Annotated in this window: 22 protein-coding genes; 13 read left to right on the forward strand and 9 right to left on the reverse strand. The window is 71.2% G+C overall.

Annotation, left to right across the window (positions count from 1 at the left end; translation table 11 throughout):
• Positions 1 to 175: 175 nt before the first annotated feature.
• Positions 176 to 1,183, forward strand: a complete 1,008-nt coding sequence (locus tag IF54_RS0136670; protein WP_030326870.1) for a TAXI family TRAP transporter solute-binding subunit — start codon at positions 176 to 178, stop codon at positions 1,181 to 1,183.
• An 82-nt stretch (positions 1,184 to 1,265) separates the two neighbouring features.
• Here IF54_RS0136670 and IF54_RS0136675 read toward each other — a convergent pair whose 3' ends face one another.
• Entirely contained in the window at positions 1,266 to 2,648 is a 1,383-nt protein-coding gene (locus tag IF54_RS0136675) for a sensor histidine kinase (protein WP_030326871.1), read from the reverse strand.
• 308 nt (positions 2,649 to 2,956) lie between these two features.
• On the reverse strand, positions 2,957 to 3,643 hold the full coding sequence (locus IF54_RS0136680; RefSeq protein ID WP_030326882.1) for a response regulator transcription factor: 687 nt from the start codon (positions 3,641 to 3,643) through the stop codon (positions 2,957 to 2,959).
• Between the two features lie 310 nt (positions 3,644 to 3,953).
• On the opposite strand from IF54_RS0136680, the gene IF54_RS0136685 reads away from it, so the two are divergent.
• The 7 genes from IF54_RS0136685 (at position 3,954) to IF54_RS0136710 (ending at position 10,030) form a co-directional block, all read left to right on the forward strand.
• On the forward strand, positions 3,954 to 4,730 hold the full coding sequence (locus IF54_RS0136685; RefSeq protein ID WP_020139116.1) for an amino acid ABC transporter ATP-binding protein: 777 nt from the start codon (positions 3,954 to 3,956) through the stop codon (positions 4,728 to 4,730).
• Between the two features lie 61 nt (positions 4,731 to 4,791).
• Positions 4,792 to 5,634 (forward strand): glutamate ABC transporter substrate-binding protein, encoded by an 843-nt coding sequence (locus IF54_RS0136690; RefSeq protein ID WP_030326883.1) that lies wholly within the window; start codon positions 4,792 to 4,794, stop codon positions 5,632 to 5,634.
• Positions 5,635 to 5,862: 228 nt separating this feature from the next.
• Positions 5,863 to 6,540, forward strand: coding sequence for an amino acid ABC transporter permease (locus IF54_RS0136695; protein WP_028809886.1), 678 nt, complete (start codon positions 5,863 to 5,865; stop codon positions 6,538 to 6,540).
• Positions 6,537 to 7,478: an amino acid ABC transporter permease gene (locus IF54_RS0136700; protein WP_030326884.1), complete on the forward strand. Its 942-nt coding sequence runs from the start codon at positions 6,537 to 6,539 to the stop codon at positions 7,476 to 7,478. The genes IF54_RS0136695 and IF54_RS0136700 overlap by 4 nt, the downstream gene beginning before the upstream one ends.
• Before the next feature lie 182 nt (positions 7,479 to 7,660).
• Complete coding sequence (locus tag IF54_RS0136705; protein ID WP_030326888.1) at positions 7,661 to 9,265, forward strand: FAD-dependent monooxygenase; 1,605 nt, start codon at positions 7,661 to 7,663, stop codon at positions 9,263 to 9,265.
• A 116-nt stretch (positions 9,266 to 9,381) separates the two neighbouring features.
• A complete protein-coding gene (locus IF54_RS44270) occupies positions 9,382 to 9,429 on the forward strand; it encodes a hypothetical protein (RefSeq protein ID WP_309506048.1) in 48 nt (15 codons plus the stop codon).
• A 76-nt stretch (positions 9,430 to 9,505) separates the two neighbouring features.
• Positions 9,506 to 10,030 (forward strand): cysteine dioxygenase, encoded by a 525-nt coding sequence (locus IF54_RS0136710; protein WP_030326891.1) that lies wholly within the window; start codon positions 9,506 to 9,508, stop codon positions 10,028 to 10,030.
• An 87-nt stretch (positions 10,031 to 10,117) separates the two neighbouring features.
• On the opposite strand, the gene recX is transcribed toward IF54_RS0136710, so the two are convergent.
• Positions 10,118 to 10,990, reverse strand: coding sequence for a recombination regulator RecX (gene recX, locus IF54_RS41750; protein WP_078852241.1), 873 nt, complete (start codon positions 10,988 to 10,990; stop codon positions 10,118 to 10,120).
• A 267-nt stretch (positions 10,991 to 11,257) separates the two neighbouring features.
• The gene (gene recA / locus IF54_RS0136720; RefSeq protein WP_030326899.1) at positions 11,258 to 12,382 is read right to left on the reverse strand and encodes a recombinase RecA; all 1,125 of its coding nucleotides are present in this window, start codon (positions 12,380 to 12,382) and stop codon (positions 11,258 to 11,260) included.
• A gap of 447 nt (positions 12,383 to 12,829) precedes the next feature.
• On the opposite strand from recA, the gene IF54_RS0136725 reads away from it, so the two are divergent.
• Positions 12,830 to 13,582 (forward strand): hypothetical protein, encoded by a 753-nt coding sequence (locus IF54_RS0136725; RefSeq protein WP_030326901.1) that lies wholly within the window; start codon positions 12,830 to 12,832, stop codon positions 13,580 to 13,582.
• Between the two features lie 10 nt (positions 13,583 to 13,592).
• Here IF54_RS0136725 and IF54_RS0136730 read toward each other — a convergent pair whose 3' ends face one another.
• Both IF54_RS0136730 and IF54_RS0136735 read right to left on the reverse strand, forming a co-directional pair.
• Positions 13,593 to 14,852 (reverse strand): AI-2E family transporter, encoded by a 1,260-nt coding sequence (locus IF54_RS0136730; protein ID WP_078852239.1) that lies wholly within the window; start codon positions 14,850 to 14,852, stop codon positions 13,593 to 13,595.
• A 90-nt stretch (positions 14,853 to 14,942) separates the two neighbouring features.
• Complete coding sequence (locus tag IF54_RS0136735) at positions 14,943 to 15,137, reverse strand: DUF3046 domain-containing protein (RefSeq protein WP_030326905.1); 195 nt, start codon at positions 15,135 to 15,137, stop codon at positions 14,943 to 14,945.
• An 80-nt stretch (positions 15,138 to 15,217) separates the two neighbouring features.
• Between IF54_RS0136735 and IF54_RS0136740 the strand changes: the two genes are divergently transcribed.
• On the forward strand, positions 15,218 to 16,162 hold the full coding sequence (locus IF54_RS0136740; RefSeq protein ID WP_030326909.1) for a hypothetical protein: 945 nt from the start codon (positions 15,218 to 15,220) through the stop codon (positions 16,160 to 16,162).
• 28 nt (positions 16,163 to 16,190) lie between these two features.
• Here the strand turns inward: IF54_RS0136740 and IF54_RS0136745 are convergent, their stop codons facing one another.
• Genes IF54_RS0136745 through IF54_RS0136755 form a run of 3 tightly spaced genes read right to left on the reverse strand, consistent with a single transcriptional unit; the run spans position 16,191 to position 18,090 of the window.
• Entirely contained in the window at positions 16,191 to 16,499 is a 309-nt protein-coding gene (locus IF54_RS0136745; RefSeq protein ID WP_030326911.1) for an AzlD domain-containing protein, read from the reverse strand.
• On the reverse strand, positions 16,496 to 17,137 hold the full coding sequence (locus IF54_RS41755) for an AzlC family ABC transporter permease (RefSeq protein ID WP_234439151.1): 642 nt from the start codon (positions 17,135 to 17,137) through the stop codon (positions 16,496 to 16,498). The genes IF54_RS0136745 and IF54_RS41755 overlap by 4 nt, the downstream gene beginning before the upstream one ends.
• Complete coding sequence (locus IF54_RS0136755; protein WP_037821105.1) at positions 17,101 to 18,090, reverse strand: AraC family transcriptional regulator; 990 nt, start codon at positions 18,088 to 18,090, stop codon at positions 17,101 to 17,103. The genes IF54_RS41755 and IF54_RS0136755 overlap by 37 nt, the downstream gene beginning before the upstream one ends.
• 228 nt (positions 18,091 to 18,318) lie before the next feature.
• Here IF54_RS0136755 and IF54_RS0136760 point away from each other — a divergent pair, with 228 nt between their 5' ends.
• The 3 genes from IF54_RS0136760 to IF54_RS0136770 all read left to right on the forward strand — a co-directional run bounded on the left by IF54_RS0136760 (position 18,319) and on the right by IF54_RS0136770 (position 25,010).
• The gene (locus tag IF54_RS0136760; protein WP_030326917.1) at positions 18,319 to 23,244 is read left to right on the forward strand and encodes an ATP-dependent helicase; all 4,926 of its coding nucleotides are present in this window, start codon (positions 18,319 to 18,321) and stop codon (positions 23,242 to 23,244) included.
• A 117-nt stretch (positions 23,245 to 23,361) separates the two neighbouring features.
• Complete coding sequence (locus tag IF54_RS0136765; protein ID WP_030326919.1) at positions 23,362 to 24,213, forward strand: Fpg/Nei family DNA glycosylase; 852 nt, start codon at positions 23,362 to 23,364, stop codon at positions 24,211 to 24,213.
• Between the two features lie 32 nt (positions 24,214 to 24,245).
• Entirely contained in the window at positions 24,246 to 25,010 is a 765-nt protein-coding gene (locus IF54_RS0136770) for an SDR family NAD(P)-dependent oxidoreductase (protein ID WP_030326924.1), read from the forward strand.
• Positions 25,011 to 25,015 lie beyond the last annotated feature (5 nt).

The raw sequence follows: 25,015 nt of genomic DNA on the forward strand, positions 1-25,015 counted from the left end.
AACGCACCCGCACGCGCTACACAGGCCCCCACCGGACCGCAACGGGCCGCCGCAGGCCTCCAGGGGCGCGGGGAACTGCGCAAAACGCCCGCCCCCACCGAACCCGCAGACAACCAGGCGCCCCCACCCCACCAACCCTGGCCACCGCCCCCACCCCCCTGGCAATATCACCGCCATGCCCCACCCGCCGCCGCTCCCCCACCTCACCCGCCGCCAGTCAAAGATCCTCCAAGCCGTCGCCGCCACCCTCGTGGCCCTCGGCCTCCTCCTCTGGTGGCTGCTCCCCCTCGGCAAGACCCCCCCGAGCGGCACGATCATCTTCAGCACAGGCACCCGCGCCGGCGTCTACCAGAAGTACGGCGGGCTCCTCAACGACGCGATCCACAAGGACATGCCGGACCTGAAGGTGGTCCTGAAGGACACCGCGGGCTCCCAGGAGAACGTCAGCCTCGTCGCCAACGGGAAATCCGACTTCGCCATCGCCGCCGCCGACGCGGTGGAGAACTACCTCCAGAAGCACGACTCCCACGCCGACACGCTCCGAGGGGTGGCCCGCCTCTACGACGACTACGTACAACTCGTCGTACCGGCCGACTCGGACATCCGGACGGTGGAAGACCTCAAGGGCAAGCGCGTCTCGATCGGCGTCCCTGACTCCGGCGTACGCCTGATCGCGGAACGCGTGCTCAAGGCCACCGGCATCAATCCCGAAAAGGACATCCAGCCGAGGGCCTACGGCATCAACACCGGCCCCAAACGCCTCGGCCACGACCTGGACGCGTTCTTCTGGTCAGGCGGCCTGCCCACCGACGGTCTGAGGAACCTCGCGGAGCACTCGGCGATCCGCTTCATCCCGATCCAGCCGTCCCTCGTGGCGAAGCTGCACGCGGAAGGCGAGTCCACCCGCTACTACCGCGCCACCAACATGCCGGCGTCGGCGTACCCGTCAGCCCAGAACAACGCGACAGTGCCGACCATGGCCGTCTCCAACCTGTTGATCACCCGCAGCGACGTGGACCCCGAGCTCGTCGACTGGCTCACCCGGACCGTGATCAACAGCAGGGACCGCATCGGCCACGACGTCCACTCGGCCCAGCTGGTCGACGTACGCACGGCGATCTACACGGACCCGGTCCCCCTCCACGAGGGCGCGCGCCGCTACTACCGCTCGGTGAAGCCGTAACAGACGCGGAACCGGCAGACGCCGAACCAACCGCAACAAGACCCCACCCGGAATCGGACGATCCCCCGCCCCACCAGGCACCTCAAACCACAGGCCCACTACGCGGCACAGCCACCGTCACCACCAACCCATGCGGATCCTGACGCCCGTACGAGATCGTCCCTCCCCCCGCCGCCAGCAACGCCCGCGAGATGGACAGCCCCAGCCCGGACCCCTTGACGTTCTGATGCCGCCCGCTGCGCCAGAACCGGTCCCCCACCCGCGAGAGTTCCTCGTCGGTGAGCCCGGGCCCACGGTCGGCGACGACGACCGTCGACGTGTTCCCGTCCGCGGCGACGCTGACCGTCACGGTCTCGTCCTCCGGCGTGAACTTGAGCGCGTTGTCGATGACGGCGTCCAGGGCGCTGGACAGGGTGACGGGGTCGGCCCAGGCGGTGGTGGGCGGACACGTACCCACCAGCCGTACCCCCTTGGCCTCCGCGGTCGGCGTCCACGCGGCCACGCGCTCGGCCGTGAGCTCCCCGATGTCGGTGATCCTCAGATCCGCCTCGGTGTGCTCGGCGAGCGCGAGGTCGAGGAGGTCGTCGAGGACCTGGGCCAGTCGCTTGCCCTCGGTCTGGACGGATGCGATCTCCTTGTTGCCCGGGGGGAGTTCGAAGGCGAGCAGTTCGATGCGCAGCAGCAGGGCCGCGAGCGGGTTCCGCAACTGGTGGGACGCGTCGGCGACAAAGGCCCGCTGCTGTTCCAGCACGTCCTCGACGTTGTCCGCCATCTCGTTGAACGACCGTGCCAGCCGCTGGAGTTCGGGGGGGCCGCCGGCCACCGCCACCCGGGACTTGAGCCGCCCGGTGGCGATGTCGTGGGTGGTGGCGTCGAGCACCCGCACGGGCCTGAGCACCCAGCCGGTGAGCCGCAGTGCCGCACCGACGGCCAGCAGCATCGCCGCGAGTTCGCCCGCGAAGATGACGAGCCAGCCCTTCAGGATCCGTGAACGCATCGGCCCGCTGGGCGAGTCGGTGACGACGACCGCGATGACGTCCCCGTCGCGGATCACCGGCGAGGCGACGACGAGCCGGCCCTGCTGCCAGGGCCACACCTGCTTGGGGTCCTGGCTGCGGCGGCTGAGGAGCGCCTCGTCGAACGCCTCGCGGACCTCGCCCTGTTCGGGGATCGACCAGGTCCGGGGCGCCGTCGCCATGGGCACCCTGCCGTCGTAGAAGACACCGACGCGAATGTCGTAGACGTTGTGGTAGCTGGCGAGTTCGCTCTTCAGGGTCTCCAGGCGCTCGTCGGAGGAGTCGGTGACGAACTGGGCGAGCGCGGCGAAGTGGGCGGTGTCGTCGATCCGGTCGACGACGACCTTCTGCTGCTGCGCGGAGGCCACCCCGATGGCGAGCGGCACGCCCAGCGCCAGCAGCACGGCGGCCATGAGGACGATGAGCAAGGGAAGAAGACGTGTCCGCACGGTCCCGCCTACGCCCCGTCCACCGACGAACCGAGGAGCCACGGCCCCCGGCAGACGCCCGCACGGACCCAATACCCCCCGCAGCTGTCCGCACCGAGCCCCGCACCGGCGCCGCCCCCCAGAGCGCCGCGTCCGCGGACACCCACGCAGCCCCGCTCACCCGCGTCCACAGCCACCGTCCCTCTTCCGGTTCCGGCCCGATCTCCTCGCCCCGAGCCTCGCACAGGTCCGCGCCGCACACTCTCACGCAGCGCCTTCACCTCGGCGGCGCGGTCCACACACCTGACCCCTGACCTTGCAGCGGCCCCTCAAACCCCCGGCGCCACCAACCGGTACCCCACCCCCCGTACCGTCTCGATCAGCGCCGGCATCCGCAGCTTCGCGCGCAGGGACGCCACATGGACCTCCAGCGTCCGCCCGGTCCCCTCCCAACTCGTGCGCCAGACCTCGCTGATGATCTGCTCGCGCCGGAAGACCACACCGGGGCGCTGGGCGAGCAGCGCGAGGAGGTCGAACTCCTTGCGGGTGAGCTGGACGACCGTGCCGTCGACGCTGACCTGCCGGGTCGGCAGTTCGATGCGTACGGCGCCGAGGACGAGCGCGGTGTCGGCGCCGCCGGGGGCGTCCTCGTGGACGGTGCGCCGGCTGACGGCGTGGATGCGGGCGAGCAGTTCGCCGGTGTCGTACGGCTTGACCACGTAGTCGTCGGCGCCGAGGTTCAGGCCGTGGATGCGGGAGCGGACGTCGGAGCGCGCGGTGACCATGATCACCGGCGTGCTGGTGCGCTTGCGGATCTTGCCGCACACCTCGTAGCCGTCCTGGTCGGGCAGGCCGAGGTCGAGCAGGACGACTCCGAAGCCGTCACCCTCGGGGACGAGCGCCCGAAGTGCCTCCTCGCCGTTGCGCGCGTGCGTGACGTCGAACCCGTGGCGGGCGAGCACCGCGGACAGCGCGGCGGCCACGTGGTTGTCGTCCTCGACGAGGAGAAGTCTCACGCCGGCCCCCTTCGATCCATCGGGCGTACTATCTGAATATGTGCTGAACAGGCATAACGCGCACACTCACACGCGCGTGCGCACCGTGCAGTCATGCTGATGGATGAGGACGGCGTCAAGAGGGTTCCGGTTGCGCCGCGGTTCCGTTATCCGGCTGATACGCACACCGGACGCCCCTGGTCACAACTGCTACGACACGTGTCCGATTGCTATCGGATCGTGATGCTCAGATTCCCCTCAATACTAATGACGCTGGTCGCATACGGTTACTACTGTCCTCCGAAACCGAGGAGGACGGAGCCAGAGAGCGATGACCGAAGTATCGGCGGCCAAGGAAGATGCGGTCGCGACCGGCGAACTGGTCGTCCTGAAGGGCGTCAACAAGCACTTCGGTGCGTTGCACGTACTCCAGGACATCGACCTGACCATCGCCCGCGGCGAGGTCGTCGTGGTCATCGGACCCTCAGGGTCCGGGAAGTCCACCCTGTGCCGCACCATCAACCGCCTCGAGACGATCGACACGGGTTCGATCGCCATCGACGGCAAGCCGCTGCCCCAGGAGGGCAAGGAGCTGGCCCGGCTGCGCGCCGACGTCGGCATGGTCTTCCAGTCCTTCAACCTCTTCGCGCACAAGACCGTGCTCGAGAACGTGATGCTGGGTCAGATCAAGGTCCGCAAGGCCGACAAGAAGAAGGCCGAGGAGAAGGCGCGCGCCCTCCTCGACCGGGTCGGCGTCGCCACCCAGGCCGACAAGTACCCCGCCCAGCTGTCCGGCGGCCAGCAGCAGCGGGTCGCGATCGCGCGGGCGCTGGCCATGGATCCCAAGGTCATGCTCTTCGACGAGCCCACGTCGGCACTCGACCCTGAGATGATCAACGAGGTGCTGGAGGTCATGCAGCAGCTCGCCCGCGACGGAATGACCATGATCGTCGTCACCCACGAGATGGGTTTCGCACGATCGGCTGCAAACCGCGTGGTGTTCATGGCGGACGGACGCATCGTCGAGGAGGCTGCGCCCGACCAGTTCTTCAGCAACCCGCGCAGCGACCGCGCCAAGGACTTCCTGTCGAAGATCCTGCACCACTGACGTGCCACCCGGATCGACCACCGACGGCTCTCATCTCTTCACCACCCAAAGGATGTTCACCATGAAGCTCCGCAAGGTCACCGCCGCCTCGGCAGCCGTTCTCGCCCTCGCCCTGTCCGTGACCGCGTGCGGCGGCGACAGCAAGGACGAGGGCTCGGGCTCGGGTTCCGGCGGCGGCAAGATCAAGGTCGGTATCAAGTACGACCAGCCGGGCCTCGGCCTGAAGAAGCCCGACGGCTCCTTCTCCGGCTTCGACGTGGACGTGGCCACGTACGTGGCCAAGCAGCTCGGCTACAAGCCCGACCAGATCGAGTTCGTCGAGACCAAGAGCGCCGACCGTGAGAACGCGCTCGCCCGCGGCGACGTGAAGTTCATCGCGGCCACCTACTCGATCAACGACGAGCGCAAGAAGAAGGTCGACTTCGCCGGCCCGTACCTGCTGGCCCACCAGGACCTGCTGGTCAAGAAGGACTCCAAGATCAGCGAGGCCACGGACCTCAACGGCGAGAAGCTGTGTTCCGTGACCGGCTCCACCTCGGCGCAGAACGTCAAGGACGACTTCGCCCCGAAGGCCCAGCTGCGTGAGTACTCCGGCTACTCGGAGTGCATCGCCGGCCTCCAGAGCGGCGCCGTCGACGCCCTGACCACGGACGACTCGATCCTCGCGGGCTTCGCCTCGCAGGACAAGTACAAGGGTCAGTTCAAGCTCGCCGGCCTCAAGCTGAGCAACGAGAACTACGGCATCGGTGTCAAGAAGGGCGACACCGCCACCGTGAACAAGATCAACGCCGCCCTGGAGAAGATGGTCAGCGACGGCTCCTGGCAGAAGGCCGTCGACGCCAACTTCGGCCCGGCCGGCTACAAGAACGAGCCCGCCCCGAAGATCGGCGTCATCGTCAAGTAACGCGGGGACCCACCAGCGCAGCGCTGCGACCGCGGTTCGGCCGCGCCCCTGCGGGGGCGCGGAGCGCCGGCCCACGTGTGGCCGATCATCGGCGGCACCTGCCGGCGACGACCGGCCGGCGGAGCGTCTGCGCGGGGAACCCACCGGCACGCCGCCGTCCGCCGCGATCAGGGCGGCGGCGGGTCGCGCCCTCATACCTCCGCCACACACCCGGAAGCGCGGGAGATCGTGTTCGACTTTATTTCAGACTATGACGACCCGAGCCTGTGGGGCGCCTTCTGGATGACGGTGAAGCTGACCTTCTTCTCCGGCATCGGCTCCCTCGTCTGGGGCACCCTGCTGGCCGCGATGCGGGTCAGCCCCGTCCCGCTGATGCGCGGGTTCGGCACCGCCTACGTCAACATCGTCCGGAACATCCCCCTGACGGTCATCATCGTCTTCACCTCCCTCGGCCTCGCCGACATCTTCCGCATCACGCTGGGCGCGGGCGACGACGTGAAGGTCATGAGCTTCCGGCTGGCGATCCTCGGCTTCATCGTCTACACCGCCGCGTTCGTCTGCGAGGCGATCCGCTCCGGCATCAACACGGTGCCGCTCGGCCAGGCCGAGGCGGCCCGCGCGATCGGGCTCAACTTCAGCCAGACCCTGCGCCTCATCGTGCTGCCGCAGGCCTTCCGCTCGGTCATCGGCCCGCTGGCCAACGTCCTGATCGCGCTGACGAAGAACACCACGGTGGCGGCCGCGATCGGTGTGGCCGAGGCCGCGTACCTGATGAAGACGATGATCGAGAACGAGGCTCAGACGCTGCTCATCGGCGCGGTCTTCGCCTTCGGTTTCGTGGTACTGACCCTGCCCACCGGCCTCTTCCTGGGCTGGCTGAGCAAGCGACTGGCGGTGAAGCGATGAGCTCGGTCCTCTACGACACACCGGGACCCCGCGCCAAACGGCGCAACGTCCTGCTGTCGATCGTCTTCACCCTCCTGCTCGCCCTCGTGCTGTGGTGGGTGTGGCGGACGATGGACGACAACAACCAGCTGGAGTGGGACCTCTGGGAGCCCTTCACCACGAGCGAGGCCTGGACGACCTACCTCCTGCCCGGCCTCGCTGACACTCTCAAGGCAGCGGCGATCTCCATGGTGATCGCCCTGCCCCTGGGCGCGGTCTTCGGCATCGCCCGGATGTCCGACCACGCCTGGGTGCGGGGCGTGGCCGGCACGGTGGTCGAGTTCTTCCGGTCCATCCCGGTCCTGCTGCTGATGCTGTTCGCCAACGAGCTCTACGTCCGTTCCTCCCTGAACATCAGCAGCGAGGAACGTCCCCTGTACGCCGTGGTCACCGGCCTGGTGCTCTACAACGCCTCGGTGCTCGCCGAGATCGTGCGGGCCGGCATCCTCTCGCTGCCCCGGGGGCAGACGGAGGCGGCCTACGCGGTCGGTCTGCGCAAGGGCCAGACGATGACCAGCATCCTGCTTCCGCAGGCGGTCACCGCGATGCTGCCGGCCATCGTCAGCCAGCTGGTGGTCATCGTGAAGGACACCGCGCTCGGCGGTGTGATGCTCGGCTTCACCGAGCTGCTCAACGCGCGCCAGACGCTGGCGGCCAACTACGCCAACGTCATCCCCAGCTTCATCGTCGTGGCGATCATCTACATCATCGTCAACTTCATCCTCACCAGCTTCGCGAGCTGGCTGGAGCAGCGGCTGCGGCGCAGCAAGAAGAGCACGGGGGCGGTGCTGGGCGAGGACACGGAGATGAACCCGGCGGCGATCGGCGGCACCTTTGGGACCGGCGGCGAGGGCGGCGGTCCGAGCGGATTCACCTTCACCGACAAGCCGCCCCGATGATCTGATGCGCAGTCAAGTGACTTGAGGGGCACGGAGGGCAGTGGCATGATCGCCACTGCCCTCCGTCACTTGACGCAAGCACCGGCAATAGGTTGCATACGTTCTGTGATCGTGCACCCTGCTCCAACCTCCTGTTCACAAACGTCCCTCGGGACTCCGCCGCGGTCAGGAGGCGCCGCACCGTGGACCCGGTGATCATCGTCGGAGCGGGGCCCGTCGGGCTCACGCTCGCCCTGGCGCTGGCGCGCCAGGAGGTCCCCTCCGTGGTCCTCGACGAGGGACCCGGCAAGGACGAACCCCGCCTGGCCCGCACCGCCGTACTGCACGAGGACACCGCTGCCCTGATGTCCCGCCTGACCGGGGTCCCGGTCACCGGGCTGGGCGCGCACTGGGCCGGATGGCGGTCCATGCGCCGCAAGCAGGTGATGCGCGAAGTCGACTTCGAGGAGACCGGGGACGCCCCCCTGCACCTCGCCCAGCACGTCCTGACGAACGCCCTGCGCACCGCCCTCGCCGAGGAGCGGCTGGTGAAGATCGTCACGGACAGCAGGCTCGACGCCGTCGAGCAGGAGCCTTCGGGCGTCACCGCCCACACCCGCGGCCCCAAGGGCACGTGGTGGCGCGGGAGTTACCTGGTCGGCTGCGACGGTCCGCGCTCCACCGTGCGCAAACTGGAGGACATCCGCTTCCCGGGCCGTACGGCGGTGGAGCGCCACGCGGTCGCCGCCCTGCGCACCGAACTTCCCTTCGAGAACTGGGCGCTGCTGCACCGGACGCCCCCTTGGCGGACGTCCGGGGCGTCGGCCGGGGAGATCTCCGCCCGCCCGCTCCCGGACGGCGTGTGGCGCCTGGACTGGCTCCTGCCCCCGGGCAAGGACCTGGTCACGCCCGAACTCCTGGTGAACCGCGTCCGGGAGACCCTCGCGGGCTGGACGGGCGGCTCGACACCGCCGTACGAACTCCTCGACACCGGAGTCCACACCGTGCACCACCGGCTGGCCCGCCGCTGGCGCGCCGGGCGGGTCTTCCTCGCCGGGGACTCCGCGCACTGTCTCGGCGCGCTCGGCACCCAGGGGCTCGACGAGAGCCTCAGGGACGCCGACAACCTCGCCTGGAAGCTGGCCCTGGCCTGGCACCACGGGCCGCACGAGGCGCTTCTCGACAGCTACCAGGCCGAGCGGCGCGCGATCGTCTCCGCCCGGCTGCGCGCCGCCGACCAGGCGCTGCCGCTGGTGCGCGGCGGCGGGGGCCTGCGCTCGGTCGTCCCGGGCTCGGCCCGCGGCCACGACGCGCTGCTCACGGACGGTCATCTGGGGCGCGGTCCGCTCGGCGCGCCGGGGTCGTACGCCCACTCACCGCTCGCACCCCGGCACCTCGAAGGAGAGGTACTGGTCGACACCCCGCCGGGCGCCTCGGTCACGGACGTACGGGTCACCGCCGAGGACGGTTCGTTCGTACGGCTGCACGAGCGCCTCGGCCGGGGCGCCCTGCTGGTCGTCCTGGTCGCGCCGGGCACCGGGGTGTGGGAGCGCAAGCACTGGGTGACCGCCGGAATCATGCCCCGCCTGGCCGCGGCGGTGACGGCGCTACCGCACTCCGCCGAGCTCCTGGTCGCCGAGGAGTACCCGGGAGCCGCCCCGCACACGGTCCTTCTCGTACGGCCCGACGGCTACCTCGTCACCGCCCTGAGCGGTGTCCGCCCGGCCGACCTGTACTCGGCGGCCGAGACGGCACTGGGCGGACCGCCGGCCAGGACCGAGGCGGGCACGGGGGCCGGCCCTCGTTGACGTGCTCACTGTCACTGTGCGTCCACATAGGGACAGTGAGTTGAAAGGCCCCTGGGCGTCATGGTGTACTCCGCATCGTGACCGACACCTGTGTGCGCCTGTGGCGGAGGGTCCATATGGACCTCGTCCGCTATGCGGGCTGCGTGTGTCGCCCGTCCTGCTGAATTCGCCGCTTTCCTTTCTCGCGTGCCGCCGCTGAGCGGCACCGCGGTTCCGCGAACTCTTCTCAGGACGGTACCCGTGTCTGCCCTCCCCTCTGTCTCCGCCGTCGCCGCGCCCACCCAGGCCGAACTCCTCGACTTCGTCCGACGTACGGCCGCCGACACCGAGCTGATCGACTCGCTCCCGCTCGACCCCGAAGGCCGCACCTGGGTACGCCTGGAGGGCCCGGGCGGCAGCGAGGCCTGGCTGATCGGCTGGCCGCCCGGCACCGGTACCGGCTGGCACGACCACGCCGAGTCGGTCGGCGCATTCATCACCGCGGCCGGTGAGCTCAAGGAGAACTCCCTGGCCGCCCGGCTGCCCGCCGACGGCTGGAAGACCCTCGAACTCTCCGACGACGTGGACCGTGAGCGCCGCCTGCCCGCCGGCAAGGGCCGCTCCTTCGGACAGCACCATGTCCACGAGGTCCTCAACGAGTCCACCGAGGTCCACGCGGTCTCGGTGCACGCCTACTACCCGCCCCTCCCCCAGATCCGCCGCTACAGCCGCACGGGCCAGATCCTGCGCCTGGAGCACGTGGAACGGCCGGAGGACTGGCAGTGAGCAAGCCCGGCCCGCCGTCCGTGCGGCCGGAATCCTGGTCCCCCCGGACCTACCCCCGTCTCAGCAGCCCTCGCAAAAGCCCTCGTCTCAGAACCCCTCGTCGCCGAGGAACTCCGTCTCCTCCCCCTCCTCCTCCAGTGCCTGCCTGACCACCCGCAGGGCCATGCCCTCGGAGTAGCCCTTGCGGGCCAGCATCCCGGCGAGGCGGCGCAGCCGCTTGTCCCGGTCGAGGCCCCGGGTGGCCCGGAGCTTGCGGTCGACCAGCTCGCGCGCCGTCGCCTCCTCCTGCTCGGAGTCGAGCTGGGAGACGGCCTCGTCGATCAGCGTGGAGTCGACGCCCTTGGTCCGCAGCTCCTGGGCGAGCGCCCGCCGGGCGAGCCCTCGGCCATGGTGCCGCGACTCCACCCAGGCGTCCGCGAACGCGCTGTCGTTGATCAGCCCGACCTCCTCGAACCGCGACAGCACCTCCTCGGCGGCCTCGTCGGGGATCTCCCGCTTGCGCAGGGCGTCGGCCAGTTGCTTGCGGGTGCGCGGGGTCCCGGTGAGCAGGCGCAGACAGATCGCCCGCGCCCGCTCCACCGGGTCCGCCGGAGGCTCCCCCTTCTCGGCCCTCGACGAGGAAGGACCGCCTCCGTCCTCACCGGGCGACTCCCCGAAGCCGCGCCGGCGCTGCCGACGCCCACGGGGACCGCCCCGTCCGGGAGCGCCGCCGTCACCGCGACGCGAACCCCGTCCGACCGCCCCGAAGCCAGGCGCGGCCGTCTCGTCACGGCCGTGCGCAGGACCGTCATCGCCGTGGGAAGGACCGTCGCCGCACGAGCTGTATGACGCGCCGTCACCGTACGACTCAACAACGCCGTTTGACGGATCGTCACCGTACGGCTCATGGCCGTGCCCCGCGCCCCCGCTCGACCCACCGCCATGCGAGACGGCGGCACCGTCGCCGGGGCGGCCAAGCAGGTACGGCCGGCCGTCGCCGTACCTCAGCGCGCGGCCGAAGCCCCCGTCCGCACCGCCCCCCGACGGCCCGTCGGCGGAGGGCCGACGCGAGCCGCGCGACACCGGGCGGCCGTGTCCCCCGTCCGCCCCGTGCCCCGTACCGTCCCCGTGCTCGTCGCCGTCCGGCCCGGCAGAACCCCCGTCGCCCTTACCGCCCCGCCCTAGCGGAGCGTCCTCGTACTCGGCCCAGCCGGTTCGCCATGTCTCTGAATCAGGCACGGTACGGGATCAGCTCTTGGCGGCCGGGGCCTTGGCCTTCGTCGCCTTCGCGGCCGACGGAGCGGGCACCTTCGCGGCGTCGTCCGCGGCGGCGGCCACCGCGGCGTCCGCACCCGGCTCGGCGGTCGGCTCCTGGGGACGCACGCCGACGCCCAGCTTCTCCTTGATCTTCTTCTCGATCTCGTTGGCCAGGTCGGGGTTGTCCTTCAGGAAGTTGCGCGCGTTCTCCTTGCCCTGGCCGAGCTGGTCGCCCTCGTACGTGTACCAGGCGCCGGCCTTGCGCACGAAGCCGTGCTCCACGCCCATGTCGATCAGACCGCCCTCGCGGCTGATGCCCTGGCCGTAGAGGATGTCGAACTCGGCCTGCTTGAAGGGCGGCGCGACCTTGTTCTTGACGACCTTGACGCGGGTGCGGTTGCCGACCGCGTCGGTGCCGTCCTTCAGGGTCTCGATGCGGCGGATGTCCATGCGCACCGAGGCGTAGAACTTCAGCGCCCGGCCACCGGTCGTGGTCTCCGGCGAGCCGAACATCACGCCGATCTTCTCGCGGAGCTGGTTGATGAAGATCGCGGTGGTCTTGGACTGGTTGAGCGCGCTGGTGATCTTCCGCAGGGCCTGGCTCATCAGACGGGCCTGGAGACCGACGTGGCTGTCGCCCATCTCGCCCTCGATCTCCGCGCGCGGGACGAGCGCGGCGACGGAGTCGATGACGATCAGGTCGAGGGCACCGGAGCGGACCAGCATGTCCACGATCTCCAGGGCCTGCTCGCCGTTGTCCGGCTGGGAGAGGATCAGGTTGTCGACGTCCACGCCGAGCTTGCGCGCGTACTCGGGGTCGAGGGCGTGCTCCGCGTCCACGAAGGCCACCTGGCCGCCGGCCCGCTGAGCGTTGGCCACCGCGTGCAGGGTGAGGGTCGTCTTGCCGGAGGACTCCGGACCGTACACCTCCACCACACGGCCACGCGGGATGCCGCCGACGCCGAGCGCGACGTCGAGCGCGGTCGACCCGGTGGGGATGACCTCGATGGGCTCGTTCGGCCGCTCGCCCATGCGCATGACCGCGCCCTTGCCGAACTGCCGTTCAATCTGTGCGAGCGCGGCGTCGAGCGCCTTCTCGCGGTCGGTTCCTGCCATGGGTTCCACCCGATTTGCTTGAGTCGATCGCTTCACGTCAAAGACGCTAACGCCTGCCACTGACAATGCGCCCTGACGCCCGTCCGGCCTGTGGATAACTCGGGTACTTCTCCGGGCAAATCATGCCGAATGACACGCCGTCGGCTAGGCCGGAGCCTCCATGAGAATGGATGTTCGATTCTTGTGTCAAGCGCACCACGCGGCACCCGAGCGACTTCCCCCGACAGGCTCCGACCGCCTTCAGAAGCCTCCGTCGACCGCCCTCCCCCGCTTTCTCCGGTGGGCCGGCTACTGCCCGCGGCGTACTCCAGGTGCCTTCGGCCGTACGACGACCCCGGGGAGCGTCCTCGCCAGTCTTGAGCCATGAATCCCCGGAACACCAAGGGCCTCCTCTCGTCGGGGGACAGCCCGCTCGTCGCCGCCACGGTCACCGAAGCCTTCACGTCGATGCCGCGGACCCCCGGCGCGCGCCGCATGGAGCGGCTCTGCCATGCCACCGGTCTCCTCCTCGTCGTCTCCGGGCTCGTGCACCTGGTGGTGTTCGCCGTGGACGGCGGCCCATGGGACGGACCGGTCTCCTGGCGCAAGCCGGTGACGTTCGGACTGTCCTTCGGGGCCACGCTGATCGCGGTCACCTGGGTGACGTCGTATCTGCGCGTCGGCACCCGCACGCGTGCCGTACTGCTCGCGGTGTTCGCGGCCGACTGCGTGGTCGAGGTCGGCGGCATCACCCTCCAGGCGTGGCGCCGGGTGCCCTCGCACCTCGACATGGAGACACCTTTCGACACGGCTGTGTCCATGACGCTGGCGGTGGGCGGGGGCGTCCTCGTGGTCCTGCTGACCGTGTTCGCCGTCGCGTCGTTCCGGCAGCGGCCCTCGGGCCCCGCGGGGATGGACCTCGCGGTGCGCTCGGGGTTCGCGATCCTGCTCGTGGCGCTCGCGTCGGGTGCCGTGATGATCGCGCGCGGGGTCGTCCTCACCCGGACCGGGCACCAGGAGGCGGCCTACCACTCGACCGCGCCGCTCAAGCCGCTGCACGGTGTGAGCCTGCACGCGGTCCTGGTCCTGCCCGCGCTGGCCTGGCTGCTGTCCCGCACCCAGTGGAGCGAGACGCTGCGGCGCGGGCTCCTGTACGCGGCGATCGGTGCCTACGTCACGGCCGTCGCCGGCGCCGGACTCTGGGCCGCCCTCACGTACTGAACCGGCGTCCTCAGGCCGACCCGTCCCCGTCGGTGGAGTCCTGCGCCCCATGCCGCCGCCGCTCCCACAGCGCACGCGCGCGCGTGACCGGCGAGGGCCCCTCGCCCCGCTTGCGGTGGCCGTGGACCCGCGGGTCGTCGGTGACGGCGTACCGCTTCACGTACGCCCCCAGGAACGCCTGGAGCGTGGCGACCGCCGGGATGGCGATCAGGGCGCCGACGGCACCGAGCAGGGCGGTACCCGCGATGACCGAGCCGAAGGCGACCGCGGGGTGGATGTCGACGGTCTTCGAGGTCAGTTTGGGCTGGAGCACGTAGTTCTCGAACTGCTGGTAGATCACCACGAAGATCAGGACCCACAGCGCGTACCAGGGGTCGACCGTGAAGGCGATCAGCATGGGCAGGGCGCCCGCGAGATAGGTGCCGATGGTCGGGATGAACTGCGAGACCAGGCCCACCCACACGGCCAGCACGGGCGCGTACGGCACCTCCAAAGCCTGGAGCAGCACGAAGTGCGCGACTCCGGAGACGAGTGCCATCAGACCGCGCGAGTAGAGGTAGCCGCCGGTCTTGTCGACGGCGATCTCCCAGGCGCGCAGCACCTCGGCCTGCCGGGCGGGCGGCAGGACGGAGCAGATCGCGCGGCGCAGGCGGGGCCCGTCCGCGGCGAAGTAGAACGAGAACAGCACGATCGTCAGCAGCTGGAAGAGGCCGCCGAGCACCTGGGCGGACACGTCCAGGACGCCGGTGGCGCTGTTCTGCACGTAGTTGCGCAGCCAGTCGGAGCGCAGCAGGCCCTCCTGGACGTCGACCCGCTTCAGATCGGTGTGGAAGTGCCCGTTGATCCAGCTGATGACGGAGTCGAGGTAGTCGGGGAAGTCCTCGACGATCTTGATGATCTGGCCGGCGAGCATCGATCCGAGCAGCACGATGAAGCCCGCGGACACGATCAGCACCGCGAAGAAGACCAGGAAGGTGGCGAGTCCCCTGCGCATGCCCCGCGCGGCCATCTTGCTCACCGCGGGTTCTATGGCCAGGGCCAGGAAGAACGCGATGAGGATGTTGGTCAGCAGCCCTATGAGCTGGTGGAAGGCCCAACTGCCGAGCTGGAACACGGCGATGAGAGCGAGGGCGAGCACCATGGCGCGCGGCAGCCAGCGCGGCATGCGGGCGTCCGGCCCGGCGCCTGCGGCCGGGGGCCGGGCGGGCGGCGTCGTGCCGGGCGGAGGTGCCTGCGGGGCTGTCTGCCCGGACTCGTCAGTGGGTGCCACGGAGCAAGTCTCACCCACGGCACTGACATTCGGCTGCCCCGGTGCGATCTTCGTGACCGGTCAGTGCTCTTCAGTGCCTCTCCGCGCTCTTCAGTGCCTCTCCGCGGGAACGTTCATCACCGTGCACACCACACGCCATACGTCCTTGGCGTCCCAGCCGGAGTCCAGCGCCTCGTGCACCGTGCGTCCGCCGAGCTCCGCCATCACATGATCGCGCGCGAAGGTGTCGGCGTACCCCGGACCGAAGTGTTCCGCCATCCGCTGCCAGAAGACCGTCAACCGCATGACTCCAGTATCCCGCCCCTGAGGGTGGGCCTCGGCCGGGACCGCTTGCCGAGACCGCTTTCCGCCCTACGGTCTGTCGCATGCCCGAAACAGGAGCTTTCCCACTCCCCCAGACACCACCGGCGCACTCCCCGCTCTTCCGCGCGGAGCACTTCGTCTGGCTCACCGCGCGCGTGCTGGAACAGCGGCTGTTCGCGTACCACTTCCTGAACGGCGGCCCCGACCCGGTGGAGACGGCTCTGGATGCCTACCGCAACACGGACGGCGGTTACGGCCACGCTCTGGAGCCCGATCTGCGCGGCCCGGTCAGCCAGCCCCTGCACATCGCGCACGCCCTGCGGATCCTGGACGCCGTGGGGCGCTGCGGCGGACAGCGGGTGGAGCGTGTGTGCCGCTATCTCACGTCCGTCTCCACCCCGGACGGCGCCCTGCCCGCCGTCACGCCCGCCCAGCGCGGCTATCCGACGGCTCCGTTCCTCCCGGTGGTGGACGCCCCGCCGAGCGAGCTGCTCGCCACGGGTCCGGTGGTCGGCCTGCTGCACCGCAACGAGGTGTGGCACGCCTGGCTGTTCCGGGCCACGGACTTCTGCTGGCAGGCGGTGGAGTCCCTCCAGGTGTCCCACCCGTACGAGATCAGAGCCGCCCTGACCTTCCTGGACTCCGTTCCCGACCGCCCACGCGCGCAGGCCACCGCGGACCGCCTGGGCCGGCTGGTGCGCGAGCGACGGCTGGCCGTGCTGGACCCGGCGGACCTCGCCGCGTTCCCCGTCGCCCCCGGCTACGCGCCGGGCGAGCACCACTTCCCGCACGACTACGCGCAGACTCCGGACTCCCTCGCGCGCGCGTGGTTCACCGACGAGGAGATGGCCCGCTCGCTGGACCACCTGGCGGCCGAACAGCAGGAGGACGGCGGCTGGCCGATCCGCTGGCGCCCCTGGGCACCGTCCACCGCCCTCGAAGCGCGCCCCATGGTGACGATCGAGGCACTGCGCACCCTGCGCGCGTACGGCCGCGGCGTCGGCTGAGCGGCCCCTCCAAGCGTGCTCGGCACCCTCAGGCTCCCAGAGCCCGGACCCCCGCCGTCACGACCACCGCGGTGGCGACCACGACCAGGAACGGCGCCCGCAGGATCAGTGCCACGGCGGCCGCGGCCACTCCCGCGGCCCGCGCGTCGAGCACCGGCACCCGCCCGTCGGCGAAGGTCTGCTGAGCGGTGAGCGCGGCCAGGAGTGCCACCGGCACCAGTGCGGCAAGGCGCTTCACCAAGGGCCGGTCGAGCACGCCCGCGGGCACGAGCAGTCCGAGAAGTTTGACGACGTAGCAACCGAGGGCGGTGACGCCGATCGCGATCCAGGTGCTCACCGCCCCTCCTCCTTCGCCCGCTCGCGACGCCCTTGTTCCCAGAGGACCAGAGGCGCGGCGAGGGCGGCCGCCAGCACCGGCACCCCGGCGGGCAGCACCGGAAGCAGCCCGAGCCCCAACAGCACGGCGAGCCCGGCCACGGCCCTCTCGGTGCCGCTCCTGACCATGGGCGCGAGCAGCGCGAGGAACACGGCCGGCCCGGCCGCATCCAGCCCCCACGCGCGCGTGTCGCCGATCGCGTCGGCGCCCAGGGCCCCCAGCAAGGTGGTCAGGTTCCACAGCACATAGAGGCTGAGCCCCGTGACGGCGAACCCGATCCGACCGGCACGCCGCGTGGGCTGCGCCAGCGAGACCGCGGCGGTCTCGTCGATGACCCACTGGGCGGCGAAGGGCCGCAGGAAACGCGGAAGAGCAAGCAACTGGGACAGCCGCAGCCCGTAGAACGCATTGCGCACCCCGAGGAAGAAGGCCCCGGCCGCGGCCGTGAAAGGACTCCCGCCGGCCGCGAGCGCCCCCACCAGGGCGAACTGGGACGCTCCGGTGAACACCAGAAGGCTGAGCGCACAGGTCTGCGGCAGCGTGAGCCCGCTGCCGGCCGAGGTCACCCCGAAGGCGAAACCGGACAGTCCGACGGCCACCCCGACTCCGAGGGCGTCTCGGACAACGGCGGAGTCCGGCCTTCCGCCACCGTCGGGTTGCCGATCTGCGAGTGCGCTCTGTTCTGCCACCTCTCGGACGCTAGGAGCAGCGGCCCGGAAGAGTCTTGTACGTTCTTGCGCTCCCGCTGGTAGGCCCCGGGCGGCACACCGACGATCCGGGTGAAGTGCCGGTTCAGATGAGACTGATCGGTGAACCCCACCTCGACGGCGGCCGCGGCCGGAGCGGCCCCCGTGTCCAGCAACCGCCGGGCTCTCCGCACCCGGGCATCGGTGAGCCACGTGTGCGGCGGCATCCCATAGAGGCCCCGAAACGCACGCAACAGCGCGAACGGACCGGTCCCGAGATCAGCCGCCAGCCTCTCCAGAGAGGGCGGCTCAGCCATCCGCTCCTCCAGCACGGCACGCGCCCGCACCGCCACCCGCGCTCCGGCGGACCGCACGTCCCGCTCCGGCAGAACCCCACCGTTCAACCGCAGCAACCGCGTCACGGCCACCCGCAGCAAGGTGTCGGCGGCCAGCGCGTTCCCCTCCTCGGCGGCCCGCAGCACCTCGTGCACCAGACCCACGGCATACGGATCGTCGAGCACGGGCCGCACGAAGCCCGGCGTACCGCGCAGCGAGGTGGTCTCGGCCGCGATCCCGGCCACCACCTCGGGCGACGGATAGACGGCTCCGTACCGCCACCCCTCGGGCACCCCGGCCCGCCCGGTATGAGCCGTATCAGGATTGACCAACGCCAGCGTCCCGGCCCCCGCGTACTGATCGGCCCCGCGATGGTGAAAGACCTCGACCCCGTCGGCAATGGCAGCGATCACGAAGTTCTCATGCGTATGACGCACAAACCTCTTCCGCACATACCGGGCCCGCAGCAGATCAACCCCGGGCAGCTCGGCATAGCGCCAATGCCTGGCCCGCTCCTTGGAACCCGCCATATACCCATTGTGCCGGGTGGGGTTCCACGGTCGCCTGCGGCCCGGCGGGGGCTGGTCGCGCAGTTCCCCGCGCCCCTGGGTGGGACATGTGGACGCTCCACCGAACAGCAACGGGCCGCCGCAGGCCTCCAGGGGCGCGGGGAACTGCGCAAGACGCCCGCCCCCACCAAGCCGCAGTCAAACCAGACCGCCGCCCCAATGTCAGTGCCCGGGTGCAGGATGGAACACATGGTCAGCCCAGCACACCGCGCCCTCGACGCCTTCTCCCCCGCAACCCGCGGCTGGTTCACGGGTGCCTTCGACGCCCCCACCACCGCCCAGGCAGGCGCATGGCAGGCCATCGCAGAGGGCTCGGACGTGCTGGTCGTAGCCCCCACCGGCTCAGGCAAGACCCTCGCCGCCTTCCTCGCCGCCCTGGACCAGCTCGCCTCCACACCCCCACCCGCCGACCCCAGGAAACGCTGCCGGGTCCTCTACGTCTCCCCCCTCAAGGCCCTCGCCGTGGACGTGGAGCGCAACCTCCGCAGCCCCCTCACCGGCATCCGCCAGGAATCCGTCCGCCTGGGCCTGCCCGAACCCGAGGTCAAGGTGGGCATCCGCTCGGGCGACACCCCCGCGGCCGAGCGCCGAGCCCTCTCCACCCGCCCCCCGGACATCCTGATCACCACCCCGGAATCCCTGTTCCTGATGCTGACCTCGGCGACCCGAGACGCGCTCACCGGCATCGAGACAGTGATCCTCGACGAGGTCCACGCCGTGGCCGGCACCAAGCGCGGCGCCCACCTGGCCCTCTCCCTCGAGCGCCTGGACGAACTCCTCCCGAAGCCGGCCCGCCGCATCGGGCTGTCCGCGACCGTCCGCCCGGTGGACGAGATCGCCCGCTACCTCTCCCCCAACCGCAAGGTGGAGATCGTCCAGCCGAAGTCGGGCAAGGAGTTCGACCTCTCGGTGGTGGTCCCCGTGGAGGACCTCGCCGAACTCGGCGGCTCCCCGGTCGCCGAGGGCAACGAAGGCGCCGAGCGTCCGTCGATCTGGCCCCACGTGGAGGAGCGCATCGCCGATCTCGTCCAGTCACATCGCTCCACGATCGTCTTCGCGAACTCCCGCCGTCTCGCCGAGCGCCTCTGCAACCGCCTCAACGAGATCGCCTACGAGCGGGCCACCGGCGAGCCCCTGGACGAACACCACGCCCCCGCGGAACTCATGGGCGGCTCGGGCGCGGCCCAGGGCGCACCGCCGGTGATCGCACGGGCCCACCACGGCTCGGTCTCCAAGGAACAGCGCGCCCTGGTCGAGGAGGACCTGAAGGCAGGCCGCCTCCCCGCGGTGGTGGCCACCTCCAGCCTCGAACTCGGCATCGACATGGGCGCGGTGGACCTCGTCGTCCAGGTCGAGTCACCCCCGTCGGTGGCCTCCGGCCTCCAGCGCGTCGGCCGCGCGGGTCACCAGGTCGGCGCCGTCTCCACCGGCGTGGTCTTCCCGAAGTACCGCGGCGACCTGGTCCAGGCGGCGGTCGTCACGGAGCGCATGCGCACCGGCTCGATCGAGTCCCTCAAGGTCCCCGCGAATCCCCTCGACGTCCTCGCGCAGCAGCTGGTCGCGATGACCGCGATGGACACCTGGCAGCTCGACGACCTACTAGCCACCGTCCGCAAGGCGGCCCCCTTCGCCGCCCTGCCCGAGTCCGCGTTCACCGCGGTCCTGGACATGCTCGCCGGCCGCTACCCCTCGGACGCCTTCGCCGAACTGCGCCCGCGCGTCGTCTGGGACCGCATCGCGGGCACCGTCACCGGCCGCCCCGGCGCCCAGCGCCTCGCCGTCACCTCCGGCGGCACCATCCCCGACCGCGGCCTCTTCGGGGTCTTCCTCGCCGGGTCCGACCCCAAGAAGGGCGGCGGAAGGGTCGGCGAGCTGGACGAGGAGATGGTCTACGAGTCGCGCGTGGGGGACGTCTTCACGCTCGGCACCAGTTCCTGGCGCATCGAGGACATCACGCGCGACCGTGTCCTGGTCTCTCCCGCCCCCGGCGTCCCGGGCAGGCTGCCCTTCTGGAAGGGCGACCAACTGGGCCGCCCCCTGGAACTGGGCCGCGCGGTGGGCGCGTTCCTCCGCGAGGTCGGCTCGCTGCCCAAGGACGACGCCCGACTGCGCCTCCTCACCGCGGGCCTGGACGCCTGGGCGGCGGACAACGTGCTGTCCTACCTCGACGAGCAGCGCGAGGCCTGCGGCCACATCCCGGACGACCGCACCATCGTCGTGGAGCGCTTCCGCGACGAACTCGGCGACTGGCGGGTCGTCGTCCACTCCCCCTTCGGCGCCCAGGTCCACGCCCCCTGGGCGCTCGCCCTCGGCGCCAAGCTCTCCGAGCGCTACGGCATGGACGCCCAGGTCATGCACGCCGACGACGGCATCGTCCTCAGGCTGCCGGACGCCGACCTGATGAGCCTGGACCTCCTCGACCGCGACCCGGCCGCGATCGGCACGGAGTACGACGCGGAGCAGGCCCCCGTGGGCGCCGCGGACGTCGTCTTCGACAAGGGCGAGGTCGATCAGGTGGTCACCGACCAGGTCGGCGGTTCGGCTCTGTTCGCCTCCCGCTTCCGCGAGTGCGCCGCCCGCGCCCTGCTGCTGCCCCGCCGCAACCCCGGCAGGCGCACCCCTCTGTGGCAGCAGCGCCAGCGCGCCTCCCAGCTGCTCGAGGTGGCGAGCGAGTTCGGTTCGTTCCCGATCGTGCTGGAGGCGGTCCGCGAGTGCCTCCAGGACGTCTTCGACGTGCCGGGCCTCGTGGAACTGATGGGTGACCTGGAGTCCCGCAAGGTTCGCCTGGTCGAGGTCACCACCGCCGAGCCCTCCCCCTTCGCCCGCTCCCTCCTCTTCGGGTACGTCGCCCAGTTCCTGTACGAGGGCGACTCACCCCTCGCCGAGCGCCGCGCGGCAGCCCTCTCGCTGGACTCCCGCCTGCTGGCCGAGCTGCTCGGCCAGGCGGAGCTCAGGGAGCTGCTCGACGCCGAGGTGCTGACCGAGCTGGAGCGGGAGCTCCAGTGGCTCACCAAGGACCGCCGCGTCAAGGACGCCGAAGGAGTCGCGGACCTCCTCCGCGTCCTCGGCCCGCTCACGGACGCGGAGCTGGCCGAGCGGGGCGCCGAACCGCAGTGGGCACAGGAGCTCGCCCGCGCCCGCCGCGCGATCAGGGTCCGTGTCGCCGGCGCCGACCACTGGGCGGCGATCGAGGACGCGGGCCGCCTGCGTGACGCCCTCGGCACCGCGCTGCCGGTCGGCGTCCCGGAGGCCTTCACCGAGCCCGTCAAGGACCCCCTCGGCGACCTCCTCGCGCGGTACGCCCGCACCCACGGCCCATTCACCTCGGCGACGGTCGCGGCCCGCTTCGGCCTGGGCACAGCGGTCACCGAGGGCGCCTTGCAGCGGCTCGCCGCGAGCGGCCGCGTCGTACAGGGAGAGTTCCATCCGGCGGGCATCGGCCAGGAGTGGTGCGACGCGACCGTCCTTCGCCGTCTGCGGCGCCGCTCCCTGGCCGCCCTGCGCCACGAACTGGAACCGGTGGCGCCCCCGGCCCTCGCCCAGTTCCTGCCGCAGTGGCAGCACATCGGCAAGGGCCACTCCCTGCGGGGCATCGACGGCCTGGTGCGCGCGGTCGAGCAGCTCCAGGGCGCGTCCGTGCCCGCCTCCGCACTGGAGAAGCTCGTCCTGCCGTCCCGCGTCGCCAACTACACGCCCGCCATGCTCGACGAACTCACCGCCGCCGGGGAGATCGTGTGGGCCGGAGCGGGCGCCCTCCCCGGCAAGGACGGCTGGGTCTCCCTCTACCTCGCGGACGCGGCCCCCCTTCTCCTGCCCCCGCCCCACCCCCTGGAGCTGACGGCACTGCACCAGTCCGTCCTGGACGCCCTCGCCGGCGGCTACGGCCTGTTCTTCCGCCAGATCGCCGACCAGGTCCGCGCCACCACCCACCCCGAGGCCACCGACCCCCAACTGGCCGACGCGGTATGGGACCTGGCCTGGTCCGGCCGGCTCACCAACGACACCCTCACCCCCATGCGCTCCCTGCTGGGCTCGGGCCGCACCGCCGGCTCCACCGCCCACCGCGCCAAACGCAGCGTCCCGCGCGGCCGGTACGGCTCCCTCACCGCCGCGGCTCGCAGCGCCTCCCGCACCGGCCCGCCGACGGCGGCCGGCCGCTGGTCCCTGCTGCCCCCACGGGAGCCCGACCCGACCGTGCGCGCCCACGCCCTGGCCCGCACCCTCCTCGACCGCCACGGCGTCGTCACGCGCGGAGCGGTCGCGGCCGAGGGCGTCGAGGGCGGCTTCTCGGCGGTGTACCGCATCCTCTCCGCCTTCGAGGACAGCGGCCAGGCCCGCCGCGGCTACGTGGTGGAGGGCCTCGGCGCCGCCCAGTTCGCCATGGACGGGGCGGTGGACCGCCTACGAGCCGTCTCCAACGCCCGCGACCGTGGCGAGCCCGCCCCGGCCCCCGCTCCCGCAGGCCCGGGCCTCGACGCCCCCACCGACGCCGGCACCACGACCGGGGACTTCGACTGGGCACAGGCCTTCGGCCCCTTCGACCCACCCACCGACCTGGACCCCCAAGCCTCCGACGCCCCCGCGCAAACCCCCAACGGTTTCCCCGCACCGGGACGCGCCCAGCCCTCCCCGGCCTCCCGGGACGAGTACATCTCCCCACGGGACTACCCTCCGTCCTCGCCCGGCTCGGGCTTCCCCCACCGCAGGCACACCACTGCGGACACCTCCGGAGCGGTCGTCCTCGCGGCCGCCGACCCCGCCAACGCCTACGGCGCCGCCCTGCCCTGGCCCGACCCACCGACCGAGGCCGGCCACAAACCGGGCCGCAAGGCGGGCTCCCTGGTCGTCCTCGTCGACGGCGAACTCACGCTCTACATGGAGCGTGGCGGCAAGACCCTCCTGGCCTGGCCTTCCAGCCCCGACAGCACCCCCAACGACGACCCCCGCCTCCGCACGGCGGCCGAGGCCCTGGCAGCGGCAGCCAGGGCCGGATCCCTGGGCACCGTCACCGTGGAACGCATCAACGGCACGGTTGCCCTGACGTCCCCCACAGGCACCCTCCTGGAGTCAGCCGGCTTCATCGCCACGCCACGAGGCCTACGCCTGCGCGCATAGGACCGCCCCCACCCGAGAGACCACGCGCGCATCCTGGAGCACGCCGCGGGTGCCGCCTCCAAAGCCCTCAGAAGGCCGCCCCACCCCGGCATCCCCAGCCCGTGCCACTCTTGACCCATGCCCGAAGGAGACACCGTCTGGCAAGCCGCGAGGCGCCTGCACGAGGCCCTCGCCGGCAGGCCCCTGACCCGCAGCGACCTGAGAGTCCCGAAGTACGCCACCGCGGACCTCACAGGCCGCCGCGTCCTCGACGTCACCCCCCGCGGCAAACACCTCCTCACCCGCATGGAGGGCGGCCTCACCCTCCACTCCCACCTCCGTATGGACGGCGCGTGGAAGGTGTACGCCCATGACCAGCGCTGGACCGGCGGCCCCGCCCACCAGATCCGCGCGATCCTGGGCAACACCGACCGCACGGCCGTCGGCTACCGTCTCCCCGTCCTGGAACTCCTCCGCACCGCCGACGAACACAAAGCCGTCGGCCACCTGGGCCCCGACCTCCTGGGCCCGGACTGGAACCCCGAGCGCGCCCTGGCCAACCTCCTCCAGGATCCCTCCCGCGAACTCGGCGAAGCCCTCCTGGACCAGCGCAACCTCGCCGGCATCGGCAATGTCTACAAGAGCGAACTCTGTTTCCTGCTCGGTGCCACCCCCTGGCTCCCCGTCGGCGCCCTCCCCGCCGACCGTGCGGCCCACCTCCCCGCGCTCGCGAAGAAGCTCCTGGAGGCCAACCGCGACCGCCCGATCCGCAGCACGACCGGCCGCCGCGGGCAGGACCTCTTCGTCTACGGCCGTGCCCCCCGCCCCTGCCTGCGCTGCCGCACCTCCATCCGCGTGGCCGACCAGGGCGACGGCTCTCGCGAACGCCCCACCTACTGGTGCCCCCACTGCCAGACCGGCCCCACCCCGGGCCCCCGGCGCGGAGCACCGAGCGGACACCCCGGAACCTCACGCCGCACGACCAATTGACGCTCCGTCAGAAACCCTCGTACGGTCGCTCCATGGCCGTCAGCGCGTACGACCTCACCGGACGCACCGCGTTCGTCACCGGCGCCGCGAGCGGCATCGGCCGCGCCTCCGCCGTCCTGCTCGCCCAGGCGGGTGCCACCGTGCACTGCGCGGACCGCGACGAGATGGGCCTGCACGGGACGGCAAGCCTCGTCAAGGACGCCGGCGGAACCGCGCACACGCACCCCCTGGACGTCACCGACCGCGAGCAGCTGCGCCGGGCCGTGGCCTCCTGCGGGCACCTCGACGTCCTGGCCGCGGTCGCCGGGATCATGCACAGCAGTCCGGTCCTGGAGACGCGGGACGAGGACCTCGACCGCGTCCTGAACGTCAACTTCAAGGGTGTCCTGTACGCCTGCCAGGAGGCGGCCCGCGTGATGATCGCGCGCGGGACGCGGGGCAGCATCGTCACGATGGCGTCAGGGGCCGTGGACACCGGCGGTCCAGGCCTGCTCTGCTACGGCGCGGCCAAGGCGGCGGTGGTCCAGTTGACGAAAACCCTGGCCACCGAAGTGGGCCGCTACGGCATCCGGGTCAACGCGGTCGCCCCGGGCTGGGTCCGCACCCCGATGACCGACCGCCACGACGAGGAGACCCAGGCCCACACCGAGGCACTCATGTCCCGCATGTCACCGCTCAAGCGGGTCGGCGAGCCGGAGGACATCGCGCACGCGGTCCTCCACCTGGCCTCGGACGCCTCATCCTTCACCACAGGCCAGATCCTCCGCCCGAACGGCGGAGTAGCAATGCCCTGGTAGCGACG

The sequence above is a fragment of the Streptomyces sp. NRRL B-3229 genome, assembly GCF_000719505.1.
Lineage (GTDB): Bacteria > Actinomycetota > Actinomycetes > Streptomycetales > Streptomycetaceae > Streptomyces > Streptomyces griseorubiginosus.

Excerpts from the sequence above, each read along its gene's own strand:
- IF54_RS0136670 (WP_030326870.1), top strand. The coding sequence starts at position 176 with ATGCCCCACCCGCCGCCGCTCCCCCACCTCACCCGCCGCCAGTCAAAG.
- IF54_RS0136685 (WP_020139116.1), top strand. The coding sequence starts at position 3,954 with ATGACCGAAGTATCGGCGGCCAAGGAAGATGCGGTCGCGACCGGCGAA.
- IF54_RS0136690 (WP_030326883.1), top strand. The coding sequence starts at position 4,792 with ATGAAGCTCCGCAAGGTCACCGCCGCCTCGGCAGCCGTTCTCGCCCTC.
- IF54_RS0136700 (WP_030326884.1), top strand. The coding sequence starts at position 6,537 with ATGAGCTCGGTCCTCTACGACACACCGGGACCCCGCGCCAAACGGCGC.
- recA (WP_030326899.1), bottom strand. The coding sequence starts at position 12,382 with ATGGCAGGAACCGACCGCGAGAAGGCGCTCGACGCCGCGCTCGCACAG.
- IF54_RS0136725 (WP_030326901.1), top strand. The coding sequence starts at position 12,830 with ATGCCGCGGACCCCCGGCGCGCGCCGCATGGAGCGGCTCTGCCATGCC.
- IF54_RS0136735 (WP_030326905.1), bottom strand. The coding sequence starts at position 15,137 with ATGCGGTTGACGGTCTTCTGGCAGCGGATGGCGGAACACTTCGGTCCG.
- IF54_RS0136740 (WP_030326909.1), top strand. The coding sequence starts at position 15,218 with ATGCCCGAAACAGGAGCTTTCCCACTCCCCCAGACACCACCGGCGCAC.
- IF54_RS0136755 (WP_037821105.1), bottom strand. The coding sequence starts at position 18,090 with ATGGCGGGTTCCAAGGAGCGGGCCAGGCATTGGCGCTATGCCGAGCTG.
- IF54_RS0136760 (WP_030326917.1), top strand. The coding sequence starts at position 18,319 with ATGGTCAGCCCAGCACACCGCGCCCTCGACGCCTTCTCCCCCGCAACC.
- IF54_RS0136765 (WP_030326919.1), top strand. The coding sequence starts at position 23,362 with ATGCCCGAAGGAGACACCGTCTGGCAAGCCGCGAGGCGCCTGCACGAG.
- IF54_RS0136770 (WP_030326924.1), top strand. The coding sequence starts at position 24,246 with ATGGCCGTCAGCGCGTACGACCTCACCGGACGCACCGCGTTCGTCACC.